Here is a 17,082-nt window from a genome sequence, read left to right as displayed (position 1 = left end):
GGTTTGGGTTTCTTGTGTCTATCAAGGGGCCCTCAGCCCATAAGTTGGTTAGCCATCGGGATTAAAGCTCGATCGGGTAAGGCGCACTGGCAGAAGTTTATAGGAAGGTGTTTTTGCCTTCGGGTCATGGTGAGCCAAAGGGAAAAGCGGGTTTGCCTCGGGGTAATACGCCGCACAGCATCCCTTCGGAATGTTGTACTGAACGATCCTCAGGCCAGTGACTTTGCGAATGTAGTTATCGTCGATCGCCGTCGTCACATCGATGTGCTCGCCATCGACGAAGCCCAGCCGGCTAATATCCTCGCCGTTCATGAACACGACCCGACGGGTGCCTTCAACGCCACGAAATCGATCGCTGTATCCGTAGATCGTGGTGTTGAACTGGTCGTTGGATCGCAGTGTCGAAAGATGCAGGACGTCGGTTCTCCCCGATGTGGAGAACTCGGGAAACAATCTGTGCGGCGTGATGAAGTTGGCCTTTCCCGTTTTCGTCACCCACTTGCGTTCTCGCGCTGGCACTGGCCTGGCAAATCCGCCAGGTTGAAAAAGCCGCTTGTTGAAGTCCTTGAACGTCTCCGGGTAAGTGCGCTCGATGGCGTCTCGTATCTGCGCATAGTTCCCGACCCAGGCGTCCCACGGAACCTTCGTTTCTCCGAGCGTAGACTTCGCGATGCCAGCAACGATGGCAGGTTCGGAGAGAAGCTCGGAGCTGGCCGGTTTTGCCCTGCCGCGAGAGCCATGGAAATGAGCAATGGAACTTTCAATTGACACCGCCTGGGGACCGCTTGCCTGCTGGTCGACTTCAATGCGCCCCAGGCACGGCAGCAGATAGGCGACCTCTCCGTGCAGAACATGGCTGCGATTGAGCTTTGTCGCGATCTGCACGCTCAGATGCAGCTTGCGCCATCCCTCTTCCATGGCGGCCGTGTCAGGTATTGCTTTCAGGAAGTTCCCGCCCAGGCTGATGAACGCGCGGCACTGGCCGTTGATAATCGCTTCGCAGGTTTCGACCGTCGAGCGGCCCGTCCATGTCGGCGGCTCAAAGCCGTAGAGCTGGGAAAGCTTGTCCAGCGGCGCCAGCCCGGGTTTCTCGGTGATCCCGACGGTGCGCTGGCCCTGCACGTTGGAATGGCCCCGCACGGCGCAGATATTTGCTCCGGGCTTGCCGATATTGCCGCGCAGCAGCGCCAGGTTGCAGACCATGTGAACGTTCTCGACGCCCATGAGGTGCTGCGTCAGGCCCATGCCGTAAATCATCATCACGGCGCTGGCGTTCGCGTAGGTGTTAGCAGCCTGCATCATCTCCGCGCGGCTCAGCCCCGAGACGCGTTCGAGTTCGTCCCACTGATGGGCTCGCGCGGCCTGAGCAAATTCCTCAAAACCAGTAGTGTGTTCCTGGATAAAGTCGTGATCGAGCACGTGCTTGTTGTCCGCCGAGGCCATCGAGGCGGCAAAGGCGACCATCGCCGCATTGTCCTGGTCCTTCGGCTTCCCATCCTGCCCCGCCACGCGGCTTGCGCCTGATGCCTTGAGGGCGTCGTCAGCTTCAATCAGCGCCTTGCATACCCCGAACATTGCCGCGATATCGCCGCCATTCCTGACCTGATAATATTCTGATGAGATCTTTGTCTCTTTCCCGGTCAGCATCTGTGGCGACTGCGGATTGACAAAGCGCTCCAACCCCCGTTCGCGCAGCAGGTTGAAGGTGACGATCTTGACGCCCCGGTTGACTGCGTCCTGGAGATCATGAAGCATCCGAGGCGATGAGGTTCCAACGTTCTGCGCGATGTAGAAAATACAGTCGGTGTTCTCGAAATCGGACAGGATCGCCGTCCCGACGGATGAACCGATGCTTTCCGGGAGCGCCACGGAGGAACTCTCGTGACACATGTTGGAGCTGTCAGGCAAATTGTTGCTGCCGTACATGCGTGCGAACAGCTGGTACATGTAGCTGGTCTCAAGCGAGGCACGGCCGGACGTGTAGAGATCAACCTGATGAGGATCGAGAGAACGCAACTCTCTCCCAATCTCATCAAAGGCATCGGACCAGGCGACCGGAATGTATTTGTCGCTGGCTGCATCCCAACGCATGGGATGCGTCAAGCGGCCTTGTTCCTCCAGGTCGTGATCGGACCAGGTCTCCAGTTCGCTCAGCGTGTGATTGGCAAAAAATGCCGGACCGGCTCGACGCGACGTCGTCTCCCACGCTGTGGCCTTGGCGCCATTTTCACAGAACTCAAGCGGATGTGGCTGAGCAGGCTTTGCCCAGGCGCAGCTGACGCACATATACCCTTCAGGCTTGTTCTGGGTCGAAAGGAGCTTTGGGTCCCGCAAGAGGACATGCTCTCTCGCGATAATCGCTGCGACGGATTTCGCCGACCCCCAGCCGCCAGCGGGTCCCTCATATGGTCGGATGGTTGGGGACCGTGTCTTTGTCGTCATTTCAGCCTCGCTCGCGTAGCCGAGGCCGCGTCCGGTCTCGTTTCACTGGCGCGTCACGACCTCATTCGTGGACGTGCCGAACGTCCAATCGCCGACCATTCAGTCTTGCCCCGGCAATATAGAACTTGGCACCTGTCGGACGGTTCCACGGATGACGCCCATCTCTTCAGCGCCGTCCTTGGCGAGGGATCAGGCCAGGTTCCTGATCTGCTCAAAAGTGAAGTGCGGAGGGGGTGGCGGCACTTCGGGATCGGTTTTGACCTCGAGGACGACCGGGCGATCGGATGCGGGGGCTTCGTCCCAGGCTCCGCCAGAGCGAAACGGATCCCAACTGACAGCGGCCCGCTATAGACCGGCCCAGCGACAGGGCGCATAGTTTGGCGTTCGGCGGACTGGGAGCGTTGTAGCAATGGTCTACACAGTGATTTGGTACGGCAAGCAGGGCGTAGTTGAAATGACGCCCTTCGATGCAGAGAAAGAGGCCGCGAGCACGCTCGCAGAGGTCGTTTCATCGAACGAGCCGCGTCTATTCCTGACCGATGATCTCAGGATCATTGCTGTCAGTGCCGGACCTTTCAGATCGATCCCGCAACGGTCTCATGCAAATTGCTCTCGGAGATCGGCACGGGCGATTGGGACATCCCGAAGCTGAACTCATTCTCAAGGCAATCGCTGCCGGCAGTGCCAAGATCGTGGCCTATGAGATCGACCTGTGGCAGGCGGGCCAGGACCCGCCAGTTGGTCGTGAATGCGTGTGTACTAGGAGACGGCGGTCCTGACCGAGTCCGCCTCCTCCTGGCTGTAACAGACGTCACCGAGGCATAGACGCCCACATCAAGGCGGCGGCGCCCCATGATGATACCGCCAGAGCTTCCACAGGGCCGTCGCGGGCATTTCCCGAAGGTGTCCGGGTGGTTTGCTGTCGTTATACTGTGCTAGGTTTCATGGCGTCTCAGTAGAAGGATAAGACTGATGCGCCTGTCTCGTTTATGCCGACCGATAGCCTCGGCCGTGCCAGCCCTTGCGGCGATCATACTTTCCTTCCCGACACGGGCCGAGGATCGACTGCTTGAAGAGGCCCTTCAGTTTCACGGTACGATTCTCCATCTCAGCGCCAAGGTCCCCGGCTTGGTAGTGGGCGCCGTGCGCAACGGCGAGAGCGCTTTCGCCGGTTTTGGCGAGATCGCCGATGGAACCGGCAAGGAGCCGGACCGCGACACGATGTTCCGCATCGGCTCGGTGAGCAAGGTCTTCTGCGGCGGGGTACTTTCCTCCCTCGCCATCGAGGGCAAGCTCAAGCTCACCGACGCGCTGCAAGATCGGCTGGGCTATGACGTCGAGCTGCCACGAAAAGACGCGCGAGAGCTGCGGATCGTCGATCTAGTCACACAATCGTCCGGCCTGCCGCGCGAGGTACCGGCGCCGCCCGCGCCACCCGAGGATCCTTTCTCGCTAAACACTCGGGAGGCGCAGATCGCGGCTCTGAAAGAGAACCCACTACTCTTTGCGCCCGGCACCTCCGTGCTCTATTCCAACTTCGGCTACGACCTGCTCGGCGCCGCACTCGCCAACGTTGCGGGCAAGCCCTATGCCGAGCTGCTAAAGGAGCGCATACTCGACCCTATCGGTATGAAGGACACCGTCTTCAACCCCCGGCCCGGTGACAAGGCGAGGCTGATGCAAGGCCACTTTTTCGATGGGAGCGCCATGCCGACGGCGCCGACGCCGGTGAGCATCGAATGCGCGGGCGGCCTCTACTCGACTGCGAACGACATGCTGCGTTGGATCGCTTGGCATGTAGACACCAAGCCCTCGGCAGCCAACGCGGAACTGCGCCTCATAAATCACGCCGCCTTCCTCTATCGAGACGGGCTGAAGTCGGTCGTAGGGCTTGACGATGGCGGGCCGATGGACGCGATGGGGCTAGGATGGGTGATTACCTTGCCTGATGGCGACCGTCCTTTGATCCTCGAGAAGAGCGGCGGCTTACAAGGGACGTTCAGCTATGTCGCTATAGCGCCGACCCGCAGCGTGGGCGCCTTTTTCGTGATGAACGAGTTCAATCCAGCGGCGTTCGAAGCCGCCGTCAAGATGACCAACGATTTCGTCATGGACCTGGCGCCACGCTAGGAGCAGAGAGTAGCCCCTGCGAGGGACGCCGCCACGAGGCCCGGAGCGCACCCAACCCTACTACAGCGGCCAAGGCGCGCCGCAGGTGCGCAAGCGGGCTGTACATCGCATCCGCGCTACGGTCGGAGCTGAGGCCAGGAGCAAGCTTTGGCAGGCCCAAGGGGTTCTCAATCTGTCGTCGACGAACTGAGACGGTAGGCGAAACTTCTTGTTGTGCTGGCCTGAGCCCCAGCCAGGCCCTCAGCGTAGCAGAAAGCGCGCACCACCATGCCCAAACCGATGAACCACGCGACGCGAGCCTCACCCGATTGCACCAACTGGTTCCATCCAATCGTCAGGAAAGGTTCATGGTTCAAGGTGTTTCCCATTTTCGGTGTGAAAATGCGGTGACAGGATCAGAATCACTTACCCGCAGAAGCTTCATAAAAATCGGCACGTGCTTCCCGCAAGGGCCGGCTCCTCAGGAACCCGACGGGTTTATTCGGCGGGCGAGGCGCAAGTTATTCGCCGCGTATTCGCAGGCGACCCGAGCCGCGCACGGCACTTCATCGTACCGCGTCGCGCATTGGCCGACCTCGCTAACTCCCATGGGAGCTGTCGGGGCCATTCGGACGATCAAGACCGCAGACCCAGGAGGTGGTCACACTCGGGCGCGGGAAACGCGTCGCATCTTCGCGTTCATCGCTGAGCCCGAATGACCGCGGCGAAGGCGAGGCGTTACAAGAAGCGGACGAAAAACCTCACATTCTCAGGAACGTCTCGTCGGAGGCTTTGCGCGATCATCCAGCCGATCTCATGGGAGCAAATGCTGACAGGACAGCCTCCAGCGAAACCCTTAATGCATTAGAAACGTCCTGCCCTTCTGCCAGACCGCAACGTAGTGATAGAGCGCCGAGGGCTCGACCGGCTTTATTCCGAGCTCGAACGCCTTGTATTCGCGCGCGACGATTTCATTGGTGATCGAAACGCCCAGGCCCGCCGAAACGAATCCCGCCTCGTGCGTTGGAATCGTATTCGACGACCATGTCGGGCTCGATGCCGGCGAAGCGCAAGGCATTGAAGTTCATTTGATGGGAAGCAAATTGAGGGTCGATATCGACGATCGTTTCGCCGGCTAGGTCGCGTGCCTCGATGCAAGAGAGTTTGGAGAAGCGATGCTCGGGGTGAAAAATGGAGACGTTGCGCGCCGATCCAAGCGGCGCCCATTCAAACAGGCGCGGATTCAAAGGCAGTCTTGAGATTCCGAGATCCGCGCGGCCGGACAGGATGTACTCGTCGATCTGTTCGTAGCTTCCCGAAATCGATCTGACGCTTGAGGCGGTTTTGGAACGGATGATCGCCACAACCTGGGCAAGGTCACGAAACTGAAGACAGCCGGCGCGGCAATCGAGACGCGTTGCTTGTCGTCGTTCTTCATTGCGAAGATCGACGCTTCAAGCCGATCGAGCGACTGTCAGGGCCGGTTCCACGTTTCGCAGGAGCTCCCAGGCTTCCTGCAACGGGAGGATGCGGTTGGCTGATCTTTGAAAAGCGCGAAGCCGAGCACGGCCTCAAGCTGTCCGCGCGTGCTCATGCCGCATAGAGTCCATTACAGCGCTTAGGTTCCTTCACCACCTCCTGCCCCAAACTCACGAGACGGGCCGGGAAGCTCGGAACGCCTCCGGCATCGACGTCGGTCGCGCGCTGGCGGGCTGAGGCCGCCCCGCTAGCGTCGGTAAGGCGAAGGTTGCTCATCAGGCGCGGCGTCAATCGAGGCAATCGCGCGCCCTGCCTTGTCTTCAGCCAGACCTATCAGGCAATCGATCTCCAACATTCCATCGATGTGACCCCTTGCGCTGACATTTCGTCGGAGGATATGGAGCGCGTCTCGCGTCTCGCATAATGTGGTTCGAAGGGTGATTGGCATCATAAAGCCGCCTTAGTACACCGAACCTACCGCGGAACCGTCGGTTCCGTACAATTCAAAATATAGTGGCGGGATAAACAGCGGCGGCTAGGCGCAAGGGAAACTGCACAATATGTGGGTATTCTAACTTACGTCGGCGCTAGTGCGGGGCATCGCCGCTTGGGAGACTCGACTGCACGCTCGCCCATTTTTGAGGGAGGTAGAGATGCTACGTATCCCGCAAAGCCGTTTCCTTAGCCCGGATGATTTAGCGACCTGTCAGCGCATTTTCGACCAGATATGCGCCGATGCTAGGTTGGATCGAAAATGGGTGGATGGCGAGCTTCTGGCGTTAACCGTGCTGACTGCCTTTCAAAGCGGCATTGTTGAGGATGCAGAATTACTAGCCGCCGTCCGTGGGAACAGCGTTCAATTCATAAGGCTACCTAGCTGACCCAGCCGTGGCGGTTCAGTGAGGAGCCTCCCGCTTAGGCAGGAAGGTTCGATTTCTTCCCATGAGAGATGCTTTGAAGGTCTGGTCATGGCCATATTCGATCTCCAAGGGGGTCGCCGCAACGGAGAGGAATATAGTCCTGTCTTGGCCTCGCTTGCCACCAGCTTCAGGTTGCATGCGTAACTCCTTGACGAACTGGCACGCCGCAAGCTCGCCGGACGAAGACCCAACAACCTCAAGCCCGGCGAGCCTGCAACCTGATCAGAGTACGCGATCAGGACCGGGATCAACCGGCACGCTGTCCGCCGCAAAAGGAGTGCCAGCACCACCGTCCCGAAATGGAACAATACCGGGGGAAAACGTCCGTATTGGGTTCTGTTGCGGAGTTGCTAATATTATGGTCGCGTTTAGCCGGCTCGCCCCCAGAAGCCCCAAGCCGGCTAGGCCCGGCGGTTAGTCGAACATACCCCAACGGCCTGTCGGGCCGCTAAACTGGACCTGTAGGGTTTAGATCATTCGCTGCTGCGGATGCCGGGCTTGCCTCGGCTCCTTTCGATGCGCGTTTATAGATCAAGCTGATGACCAGACCGATATATCCAGACTGCAGAATAACCAAGGCAAGGATTGCCCATCCAAGCGCCGTCCACACGGAACCGGTTTCTATGTCGTCGGCCCAGATCGCCCCGATGAACGACGTCGCGAACATACCCACTAAAAATTGCGGAAAATACATGGTTGCCCGCACCCATTAAAAGAGCCCGCCGCCCCATTTGCGAAGCGACGGGTCCTCACCCAACCCCACATCTGTCGATGCAATTTAGGTGCCAACCCGATTGACCCGTTATGGGGCACCTGGGCTTTTGCGATCGAAAGCCGGCTACCAGTCGCGATTGCGATCCCGATTTTGGCCTTCATAGTCAGGGATGCAGGTGAAGAACACGGGCCGCCGATCCCGGCCGGCAGTCTTGCAGTGCGAGCGCCGAAAAGCCCGATCAGATCCTGGGGCATTGAACCGTGATCCGGCCCGAGACGGTCTTGAGGGCCTGAATATCGAGCTTGTCCGATCTGCCGCACATTGGGTGAAAGGCAGTTGACATAGAGGCTTTCACGGACAGCCAACGTGTCAGCCAAGGTCTTGGTCATCCCCGGAATCGCTCGGTGTACCAGGTGATCTTGCCGTCGACCTTCATCGGCTTATGGATCATGAGGCGCTTGGGAAGGTGCTCGGGGTGCACCTCGAGCAACGTGATCTTAATGTCGGGCTTGCAGCGGTTGCAGTCGAACTTCAGCTTCAGGGGATCGACGCCTCCACCGTAGACCATCATCAGATCGGCCGAACGGCAGTAGCGGACATTGCCGCAGCTGCATTCCGCCTTGACGAGCATATTGTGCCGGGTCGCCTTGCCCAGCGTGTCGATTGGATCGTGCGCCATGAGAACAAAAAGAGAACATTTTCCTTGAACGTCAAGGCAGCTTATGGAATCTTTTAGCCATGAGTGATCAACCCGCCAGGCTTGCCGAGGGGATGACAGCGGTCCCGCGCCCACCGGCGCGGATCGAAAACCACGTCTGTGAGTTCGAGGGATGCATGAAGCGCGCGCCGTTCGGATTTGCAAAGCCGAGACAGCTATCGCACTGGTTCTGTTTCGAGCATCGCGAACACGGTGACAGGCATTTGGCGGGGGTAAGATGATCTATCAACCAAAACGAATTGGCGAATATCCAGACCGTGTCATCGACTGCCAGGAGGCCATGGAGCCCGGTTTTCAAGCCATCGTCGATTGCATGCTTGAGGTGGGATGGACACGCGGCGAAACGCTGCGGTCTTTAAAGCGGCTGATTGCGGCGGACAAAATGACCCAGAAAGAGAACGCCAAGACCGAGGCGCAGTTGGCGATCACCCGCGCCATGATCCGGGCGGGCAGGACGCTCTAGCCCCGGTGCGAAAATTTCCGCTTGAAGGGCCGGTTTCAGCAATCATATAAAAATCGGCGTTCCCATTGCTCTCGGAGGAGAATTGCGGTGGACAGCGTGACCGTACTCCTGAATGGTGAAGTTCACCCTTGCGTTGAAGTGGTCGAAGGCTGCGGCGAGTGGCACGTCCGCGTCGTCGATGGTGACGACCGAGAGAAAACCCTGAATTTCGAACTGGAATCGATTGCTCCCGCCTATGCAGAAGGCCAGCGGATGCGCCTAGGGCTGGATCATTTCGTGCGACTCTAGTGCTTCGGATTCAACAGTTTGGCCTCTCGCACCAGCGACGACCAGTTAGGCCCCAGGAAGGCGAGAAGCTCGATGGCTTGCGCTTCGGTGATGCCGGTTTCGGCAATGAGGCGTTCCACTACAGCAGAGGTTAATGATGCCGGTTAACCCACTGCGTCGCCATTGATGACCCGCTTCGGCAAGTCGGCCCGCTGGTCGGCGTGGCCCTGGCATATCCGTGTCACCGCCGCTCCTTATCGCCCGCGTCGTGGCGATCGTGGACTTGCCGATATATTTGCCCTCTCTCTTCCCGGTTTGATTGGGTTCTCGCGACGGCCGTTTAGCGCCAACTCCCTATGGCTTTGCAGTCGGGAATGGCAACACGTTACTGTGGCGCTGGCGATTTTGGAGCTCCCGATAGAGATGAATGAGCATTACCATCTCGGCACTGCCGGCTATCGATTTAGAGGGCATGACCCCCAAGAGTGCTTCAAGCTTGTCTTCATCCATTGTTGCGAGATGGGCCTTGATAGCCTCGATGCTGTCGCCAAGCGCTGCAAGCAAACCGGCTGCTGTTTGCATGAGTTGACCCCCGATCAATAAAAGACCATTGCGCGTTTATTGGCCTCAGCATCGGCTGATCAAGTTGATTTTCGATGTACGCGTCACGCTGCTCCCTGGAGGAGACCGGGCCGTTTTGCGGCTCCCGGAAGTGGCGTTTGACCATGATCCGAGAGGCGATCGCCCTACGTGCGTGAGCTGTTGTCAGCTCTCAACTGCTCACCTCCGTATTGGCATGATTCACCTCCCAGAAATCCTGGAGCGAAGCGTGACGCAAATCCTCTTCGCCACGCTAGTCGCCGGCCGCTTCGAAATCCCCTTTGGTGCAGGCCCGGCATGCTCCTGCGCCCGCTTCCACAGCTGCTCGCGGATGGCCCGGCTGGAATTGATGAAGGCCGAACCGACATAGCGGCCTCTCTTGCGATCGGCCATCAGGGCAAAGGCCGGCTTGCCACCTGACGCTCGACACCAAGCAGCTCGTATTCGTCGACCGAATAGCATTTCGCCTTCAACCAGTTCGTCGACGGGCCGCTCCGGTATTTGCTGTCGCGGCGCTTCGATACCATCCCCTCGAGGCCGGCCTTGTCGAGCAGATGGAAAATCGCCTTTGCTTCGCCCGGCTGCCCGAGCTGCGGGCAGAAGGTCGACCAGAGAGATTTGCGCCAGGTTTTCTGGGACGAAGAGCCGGGACACCAACCGCTGGAGCCGGAGGCCGCTGCGATGATTCTCCAATTCCCGAAAAGAAAGTAGAACCCCGCCCGCCATACGGCGCGGGCGCCGCTACGGATGAGCGGGATTTGCCGGGCGCGCTCAGCAGCACAACCTTGAGTCGAGCGATTTGTAAACTATGAGTTGAAGGGACTAAAGTCTTGCACGTTGCGAACCAAAGTCCGGCGTTACTGCTTTGGTTCCGCTCTTGTCCGTTGGATGTTCCATTATATTAGTCAAAGTTAATATATCGGCTGGCGGTACACCGTCCATTTTTTAGCGGCGCTACCCAAATCGCATCCGTCCTGTGGGGTCCCTACGTCCGTATAGGCGCCGGTCCTTGGTGCCGGCAAAATTCGGGGATATCAGGCTCGTGCCAGGATCGAACGTGCCAGGTCGACTATTGCGGGAGTTTCGGCCGGTTTGGTCACTGGCGTGCCAAGCATGAAAATCGGGTCCTGGGCGGCCTGGAGCATGCCAGTATGAACTATGAACGGAACGCCGTGCTCGACGAGCATCCGCGCAGCAACCACGCACTCGCCGTCGCTCAGCCGAACGTCCAGGACGGCCAAATCCGGCTGGTGATCGGCAAGGAAGTCTTCCGCCTCCAGACATGACCGGGCCAAAGTGACACGAAACCCTGCATCCACAAGGGAGGTCTCGAGATCGAGACCAATCAGCATTTCATCTTCAAGGACCAAGATCGTCTTAGTTGGCCCGTCCAGCATCATTCGACCTGTTCGGCATGTGTGCGTGGTTCTGGCTTTCCACAAACCGGAGCATCGTATGAACTTACCCCATCTGCAAGTGTTTACGAAGGAGCCCCAGCCTTTTGACCGCCAAAGCGCTTAGAGGCGCAGGCGGCAATCTCAAGATTTCGGCAAATGACGTCTTTCCTCTGACCGTCTCCGGGCAGCGCTGTGACAGTGGGCCGGACCGCGGGATTTGCGCCGCCATCACGAAAATCCAGGTGGATGAGCCGCTGGCGGATGCACCGGAGAAGGCGCGATGCTTGGTCGTTGACCGCGCTCAGACCAAGATCGAAGGGCTCTCTTACTGGGCACGTCCACAAATTTGGGCTAAAAGACGAGTCATAGCTCGGCCAGTTATCTGCGATGGCAGCGGGATGGCAAGTCAGCCTGGCAACTTTAAAGCGGCCATCTTGGAACGAACTGGTACGAGCCGCGTTGTGGGACGTTTGACCGAGATCGGGGGCCGGGATGGATGAACTACTAAAGACTAGCGATGTCGCCTTCAAGAACCCGGAACCCTCCAGTGACGACAGCCTGAATTTTGATTATCAGGATTTTTTCGTGAATGGCGCGGTCGCGCTCCACCTGGTGAGTGCAGATGGCATAATTCTGCAAGCCAACAAGGCTGAGCTGGACCTCCTTGGTTATCCGGCGGAGAACTATGTCGGCCGCCACGTTGCGGAATTCTATCCCGATCGGGACGTCATAGAGGACATTCTGGAACGTCTCGCCAGGGGCGAGCGGATCGCGAGATATCCGGCGCGTTTGAGAGCGCGCGACGGATCCATCAAACATGTGGAAATCACTTCGAGCGGGCAGTTCCGCGACGGCAAGCTGATCAACACAAGATGCTTTACTGTCGATGTAACCGACCTTGAACGGACACGCACGCAGCTCAGGCAGCACGACAATACCTATCGCCAGATTCTCGATAGCCTTCCCGTCGCTATCTATACGACTGACCAGGACGGCATCATTACCTATTACAATCGCGCTGCTGCCGATCTGGCAGGCAGGGAGCCCAGCGTCGGCAAGGACAAATGGTGTGTGACGTTCAAGCTGTTCACTGCCGACGGCCAGGAACTGCCGCATGACGAGTGCCCGATGGCGATCGCGCTCAAGGAAAACCGGCCGGTCCGCAATCAGGAGGCGGTGGCGCAGCGTCCGGACGGATCCTTCTTTCCGTTCCTACCCTACCCCACGCCGCTCCAGGATGATCACGGCAACCTCATTGGTGCGGTCAATATGCTGCTCGATCTGACCGACCGCCAGCGTGCGGAAGAAGCCAGGCAGCACCTGTCGGCGATCGTGGAATCCTCGTTCGATGCAATCGTCAGCAAGGATCTCAACACCATCATCAAGAGCTGGAACCGTGGTGCCGAGCGACTGTTCGGCTACACCGCCGACGAAGCGATCGGTCAGTCCGTGACCATGCTGATCCCAGATGATCGTCAGGACGAAGAACCCCGCATTCTCCAACGCATCCGCCTTGGCGAACGCGTCGAACCGTTCGAAACGACCCGCCAGCGCAAGGATGGGAGCCTGGTTCCGGTTTCGCTGACGATATCACCAGTGCGTAATGCAACGGGGCAGATCGTAGGCGCATCGAAGATTGCCCGGGACATCACGTCGGCGAAGGAGAGCGAGCAACGCATCCGTATGTTGATGCGCGAGGTCAACCATCGGGTGAAAAACCAGTACTCCGTCATTCTGTCGATGATCCGGGAGACCAACAAGCGATCGGAGACGCCCAGGCAGTTTGAATCCCAGGTGCGCGAGCGCATCATGGCGCTTTCGCGATCCCACGACCTTCTGGTATCAGCCGACTGGGTTGGAGCCACCATTAGTGAAGTCTTGGTCGCCCAGGCGCAGCCTTTCCCACGGGGTGACGTTATCGAGATGTCAGGCCCATCCTTGGTCCTTAGTCCCAATGCGGTGCAGTATCTGGGGATCGCCTTCCACGAACTGGCGACCAACTCGGCCAAATACGGAGTGCTCTCAGGTGACGTCGGTCGGATTTCGGTCACTTGGGGCATCAACGGTTCCGTTGCTTCTAGGCTCTTTCACCTCACCTGGGCCGAAAGCGATGGCCCGGAAGTCCAGAACATCGGCCAGGGCGGCGGCTTTGGAACGGTGGTCCTGAAGCGGGTCGCGCCCGCAGCGGTTGGAGGGCAGGGAAATCTCGAGTACGGCCCGCAGGGGGTCACCTGGAGCTTGGAGGCCCCGTTGACCACCGTGGAGGCGTCCGTTGCTAGCGTTTCCGTCCTCTGAAGCTTTTGCCTTGTAGTCGCCTGTCGTGTCCCTGTGAAGCCGATAGTTGGCTTTTCTGGTGAAGGTCACGTTCGAACCGGGGCGCGACCGAGCTAGTCATGCAGGTCTATGACAACCCCACCCGGTCGCGCTGCGATGGGGTCACACCCCGGTGTTTCTTCATCACAGTGGTAAAATGACTCTGGCTTGAAAATCCGGCCAAATGGGCGACTTCTGCGATCGACAATCGGCCGTCGAGAAACAGATTTTCCGCGAAGTCCCCCGTTGATCGAGAACGTATTGGTGTGGTGGCACCCCGAACGTCTTCGAGAAGGCGCGTGTAAATGGTAGGTCGACAGCCCGAATACCGCGGCGATCTCGGCAACCGCCAGCGGGTAAACATGATCGTGCCTCATCTTCGGCCTCCTAACATGCCCAAACGGAATTCAACCCTGAGATGCGCCCGCCGTTCCTCATAAAACGATTCGTGATTGATCGAACTGCCCTTGCCGGCAAACTCGGCCGGACTGCACACGGCAAACACGACAGTTCGGTCGCAGATGCTCTAACCTACCAAAATGAAGCAACGGGCCCCGTGCCGGTTTATGAGTATGGTGACCTGCCTTACTGAACAAAAAAGGCCCGCTGTCCTTGGGGGGAGCAAAGGGCAGGTTCTGGAGGGCGGCTGGGATCAACCAGCATAGGTCAACGAGCGGCAGAGAAGGGCATCGAGCACGACCGCCAAGGCGATAGAGTAACAGTCGCAGACATGGCGGGATGATCGATGCGGCAGGACCTCCTTGATGGCTTTTTCAGTGCAGGTCTTTCCTAGGTCATTCTTATTTTCGAAGTGCATTGGGAAGCTTCGCATCCTTGGCCAGACCATCGAAAAGCATGGCGACTGCTTTCGCCGCTTCTGATTTGCAGGAATAGTAGCGGCGCACTCCATCCGAGCGTGATTTCACGATCCCTTCCTCACCGAGAAGCGCCAGATGCTGAGATGTGGCCGAAGAGGAGAGGCCGATCAGCGCGGCCAATTCTCCCACTGTTTGTTCGCCGTCTATCAAGTGAACAACGGCCAAGAAACGGTTGCGGTTACCAAGAATGGCGAGCCACCGCGCCACCTCAACCGCTTGGTTGCGGAAGCTGAGGACCTTCACTGGTCTGCGTATCAATGGAGGATTGGCCTTGATTTCTGCTAGCCTCTGTCTGACGTAAGCTACCATCTCAATCTTGTAGACCTGGCACCGGAAAAGCCCGCCACTACGCTGAAAGCAGGGGCGGGCTTTTTGTTTGTGCGCTCGGTCGAGGAATGCCCGAGCATATCCAGAACTTCAAGCACGTAAATCGGTTCCCCGAAAAAAAAAGAGCGCCGACGGAGCCAGCGGGCAGTTGGGACTACCATGCACTGCGACAGTGCACTGATCGTTTCCGCGTCGTCGGGATGTTCCATGGGCGCGCGAAAATGGGGGTCGTTTCGCACTGAAAAATGAAAGCCCGCCACCAAGGGGCAGTGGCGGACCGGCCAAAGCTGCCCGCGAGGCCAGGGCCAAGCACCGTTGCGGGTTGGCTGTCACCGCTCCCTGAACCAGCCACATCGCACGAAGCTGCCGGTTCTAAAAAGCCCGCTACAGCAGCGGGCATAGTCTTAGGTGGGAATGTGAGGCACTGAATGGGCAGTGCGCCCTCCAAACTTCGCGAGACGCAAATTGTTCCGTGAAAAAAGGCCCAGCCCGCTTGCGTGGGCCTCTTTCCCTAAGTTTGCGGCACGTTTCTGGTACCTCATCCAACTCCCGTCAAACCGACCTTCGCGGGTAGGATGACGCGCGATGGCGCGCCTCTTCTTCATCGTCAGGTAATGCTTCGTCGCTGTTTGATATGCGTTGTCATCGTCTTTCTCTACAACTTCGCCATCAATTTGAATTACCCGTATTCGTTTCGGCTGTTGCGAGATTGTTTTCGCTTTCGGTTTCGAGCCGATGGTTTCGCCCTCATCATGGACTTGATCACGATCCCAGTCGTTGGGCGGCGCCACGGCCGCCCTTCAAGCGCCCCTGGGCGGGCAGGGAGCGAGGCGCGAAGCCGACGGTGGACCTCCGTCAAGGCCGAGCAATGCTGCCAAGGCCACGGCTTCGACAGGGGCCTTGGCCGACAAATTTTCGAGGAGGGTTCGAGCTTCCTTTTCGTTCCTTCGTCACTACGACGGAAACCCGAACCCTCCTCAATTTATAAACCGACATGCTACTAAAGACGATGATGGATCAGAGATGTCGTCAAGACCTGATGAAAGAGAGCAGGTCGGGGTTGAGGACATCCGCATGCGTGGTTAGCATGCCATGGGGGTAGCCGGGATAAGTCTTCAGCGACCCCTGCTTAAGCAGGTCGACCGCACGCGGCACGGAACTTGCGAACGACTTGATCAGCCTCGCCATGCATCACCAGCACCGGCACCGACAGGGCGGCTTTCGGGTCGCCCTTTTGCTGGCTCTACGACTTCACTGCCAAGTTGAAGCCGTCCAGCTCCTCGCCGATCTCGACAAGGGCCTTTCTGACTGTCTCTTCAACTTCCCGTCGTTTCTTCGGCGGTATCAGGCCGAGGCCCTTCAGAATCGCCTCGCGCCAGTGCTGCCCCCTGCCCCACGCTTCCGAGAACGCTGTTGCAAGGTCGTCCTTGCGACGGGTGGCCTCCAGTGCCTCGACAAGGAGGCTGGCCTGATAGACGTCTTTTTCGCGCTTGGCGACGCCGTTTGCGTCTGATTTTCTGCGAGACGCGACGATGAGCTTGTGAACTGCATAGCGTTCCGGCGACGGCACGGTTACTGGCACTCCCGACCGATGCAGCAACACAGCCCGGATGGGCTCGTGGATTAGGAAATCGAGGAAACGCAAGGGCTGCGCTGAAGCCCCGCCCAGTGCTGGCATCGGGCTGGCGTGGTCGATATAGTCATCGGATCCCCGGTTCGGCGTAAGGAACTCGACCTTGTATCTCGTTGCATTCTCGAATTGCGTCGCGTGTCCGGGATCCAATCTGTGGGGGATCTCCCTGAAGGTTGGGTCAATCTCTCTCAAGATTTCCAGGATCGGCGGCAGGCTGTCTTCGACTGACGACGAGATCGAGTAGTGCTGCGCGAAATCGGCATCGCCGGTTTGCAATGAAGCACCGGGCAATCTTACGCCGAGATGTCCCGCATACGTCTGGAAGGCAACCGTACCGACGAGCACGCCTCTTAGACGGAAGATTCCTGCTACTCCCATGGCTTCAACGACATCGCCAGTGAACCGGTCCGGTGCAGTCAGTCCTGCTTCGCGAGTCAGCGTGGAGACGAGTTTCCTTCGGCTGCGGAGGTCTTCCTTGATCTCTTGGAAGGCTTCAACGCGTTTCGCGATCTCGGGATCGTCGGACGGGCCGACATACTTCCGCGTTTTCTTGGGTTGGGTTTCCTCAAAATACCAATAATCCCGCCCCTTCACCGGAACCCGGACGAAATTTCCCGCCGTTGAGAAGTCGGTTTCGAAGGATGCATCAAGGCATCGTTGTACGAGTTCCGCATACATAGTGCGATAAACCAGATCGACCGTCCTCATGCGCCGGCTCCGTTATAAGAAAAATGAGTTTCTCTTATAACGGCATGAGCTCAAGCGGCGCAAGCGAGTTATAAGAAAGCTGCAGAGATCTTATAACACCGTCTCATGATCCA

Annotated in this window: 15 protein-coding genes and 2 pseudogenes; 6 read left to right on the top strand and 11 right to left on the bottom strand. The window is 58.4% G+C overall.

The annotated features are described in order from the left end of the window. Positions 1–48: 48 nt before the first annotated feature. The gene (locus AB4Z43_RS29495) at positions 49–2,442 is read right to left on the bottom strand and encodes an FdhF/YdeP family oxidoreductase (RefSeq protein WP_441940229.1); all 2,394 of its coding nucleotides are present in this window, start codon (positions 2,440–2,442) and stop codon (positions 49–51) included. Positions 2,443–2,896: 454 nt separating this feature from the next. On the opposite strand from AB4Z43_RS29495, the pseudogene AB4Z43_RS29490 reads away from it, so the two are divergent. Then, positions 2,897–3,264, top strand: a pseudogene (locus tag AB4Z43_RS29490) (histidine kinase); the annotation flags it as partial. Positions 3,265–3,414: 150 nt separating this feature from the next. Further along, positions 3,415–4,572 carry a D-alanyl-D-alanine-carboxypeptidase/endopeptidase AmpH gene (gene ampH / locus AB4Z43_RS29485; RefSeq protein WP_441940227.1) on the top strand — a complete coding sequence of 386 codons (1,158 nt, stop codon included), beginning with the start codon at positions 3,415–3,417 and terminating at the stop codon, positions 4,570–4,572. A gap of 950 nt (positions 4,573–5,522) precedes the next feature. Here the strand turns inward: ampH and AB4Z43_RS29480 are convergent. Continuing rightward, positions 5,523–5,915 (bottom strand): LysR family transcriptional regulator substrate-binding protein, encoded by a 393-nt coding sequence (locus AB4Z43_RS29480; RefSeq protein ID WP_441940225.1) that lies wholly within the window; start codon positions 5,913–5,915, stop codon positions 5,523–5,525. A 768-nt stretch (positions 5,916–6,683) separates the two neighbouring features. On the opposite strand from AB4Z43_RS29480, the gene AB4Z43_RS29475 reads away from it, so the two are divergent. After that, entirely contained in the window at positions 6,684–6,911 is a 228-nt protein-coding gene (locus tag AB4Z43_RS29475) for a hypothetical protein (protein ID WP_441940223.1), read from the top strand. 487 nt (positions 6,912–7,398) lie between these two features. On the opposite strand, the gene AB4Z43_RS29470 is transcribed toward AB4Z43_RS29475, so the two are convergent. Both AB4Z43_RS29470 and AB4Z43_RS29465 read right to left on the bottom strand, forming a co-directional pair. Then, positions 7,399–7,644 carry a hypothetical protein gene (locus tag AB4Z43_RS29470; protein ID WP_441940221.1) on the bottom strand — a complete coding sequence of 82 codons (246 nt, stop codon included), beginning with the start codon at positions 7,642–7,644 and terminating at the stop codon, positions 7,399–7,401. 406 nt (positions 7,645–8,050) lie between these two features. Beyond that, positions 8,051–8,344: a hypothetical protein gene (locus AB4Z43_RS29465; protein WP_441940219.1), complete on the bottom strand. Its 294-nt coding sequence runs from the start codon at positions 8,342–8,344 to the stop codon at positions 8,051–8,053. A gap of 256 nt (positions 8,345–8,600) precedes the next feature. Between AB4Z43_RS29465 and AB4Z43_RS29460 the strand changes: the two genes are divergently transcribed. Then, positions 8,601–8,846, top strand: a complete 246-nt coding sequence (locus tag AB4Z43_RS29460; protein WP_441940217.1) for a hypothetical protein — start codon at positions 8,601–8,603, stop codon at positions 8,844–8,846. 87 nt (positions 8,847–8,933) lie between these two features. Continuing rightward, positions 8,934–9,134, top strand: coding sequence for a hypothetical protein (locus AB4Z43_RS29455; RefSeq protein ID WP_441940215.1), 201 nt, complete (start codon positions 8,934–8,936; stop codon positions 9,132–9,134). Positions 9,135–9,467: 333 nt separating this feature from the next. Here AB4Z43_RS29455 and AB4Z43_RS29450 read toward each other — a convergent pair whose 3' ends face one another. Then, entirely contained in the window at positions 9,468–9,695 is a 228-nt protein-coding gene (locus AB4Z43_RS29450; protein WP_441940213.1) for a hypothetical protein, read from the bottom strand. 1,052 nt (positions 9,696–10,747) lie between these two features. Then, positions 10,748–11,113: a response regulator gene (locus AB4Z43_RS29445; RefSeq protein WP_441940211.1), complete on the bottom strand. Its 366-nt coding sequence runs from the start codon at positions 11,111–11,113 to the stop codon at positions 10,748–10,750. 489 nt (positions 11,114–11,602) lie between these two features. On the opposite strand from AB4Z43_RS29445, the gene AB4Z43_RS29440 reads away from it, so the two are divergent. Next, the gene (locus AB4Z43_RS29440) at positions 11,603–13,405 is read left to right on the top strand and encodes a PAS domain S-box protein (protein WP_441940209.1); all 1,803 of its coding nucleotides are present in this window, start codon (positions 11,603–11,605) and stop codon (positions 13,403–13,405) included. Positions 13,406–13,511: 106 nt separating this feature from the next. Here the strand turns inward: AB4Z43_RS29440 and AB4Z43_RS29435 are convergent, their stop codons facing one another. The 5 genes and pseudogenes from AB4Z43_RS29435 to AB4Z43_RS29415 all read right to left on the bottom strand — a co-directional run bounded on the left by AB4Z43_RS29435 (position 13,512) and on the right by AB4Z43_RS29415 (position 16,969). After that, complete coding sequence (locus AB4Z43_RS29435; protein WP_441940207.1) at positions 13,512–13,787, bottom strand: AraC family transcriptional regulator; 276 nt, start codon at positions 13,785–13,787, stop codon at positions 13,512–13,514. A gap of 436 nt (positions 13,788–14,223) precedes the next feature. Then, positions 14,224–14,610: an ArsR/SmtB family transcription factor gene (locus tag AB4Z43_RS29430; protein WP_441940205.1), complete on the bottom strand. Its 387-nt coding sequence runs from the start codon at positions 14,608–14,610 to the stop codon at positions 14,224–14,226. 422 nt (positions 14,611–15,032) lie between these two features. After that, positions 15,033–15,419, bottom strand: coding sequence for a hypothetical protein (locus AB4Z43_RS29425; protein WP_441940203.1), 387 nt, complete (start codon positions 15,417–15,419; stop codon positions 15,033–15,035). A gap of 238 nt (positions 15,420–15,657) precedes the next feature. Further along, positions 15,658–15,841 (bottom strand): annotated as a pseudogene (locus tag AB4Z43_RS29420) (alpha/beta fold hydrolase); the annotation flags it as partial. Between the two features lie 30 nt (positions 15,842–15,871). Continuing rightward, a complete protein-coding gene (locus tag AB4Z43_RS29415) occupies positions 15,872–16,969 on the bottom strand; it encodes a nucleotidyltransferase family protein (RefSeq protein WP_441940201.1) in 1,098 nt (365 codons plus the stop codon). Positions 16,970–17,082 lie beyond the last annotated feature (113 nt).

Origin of the sequence: Mesorhizobium sp. 2RAF45, from assembly GCF_052115225.1 — a bacterium.
Taxonomy (GTDB): domain Bacteria; phylum Pseudomonadota; class Alphaproteobacteria; order Rhizobiales; family Rhizobiaceae; genus Mesorhizobium; species Mesorhizobium jarvisii.
Note: the sequence above shows the minus strand (reverse complement) of the source record. Positions and strands in the feature narration are given on the sequence as shown.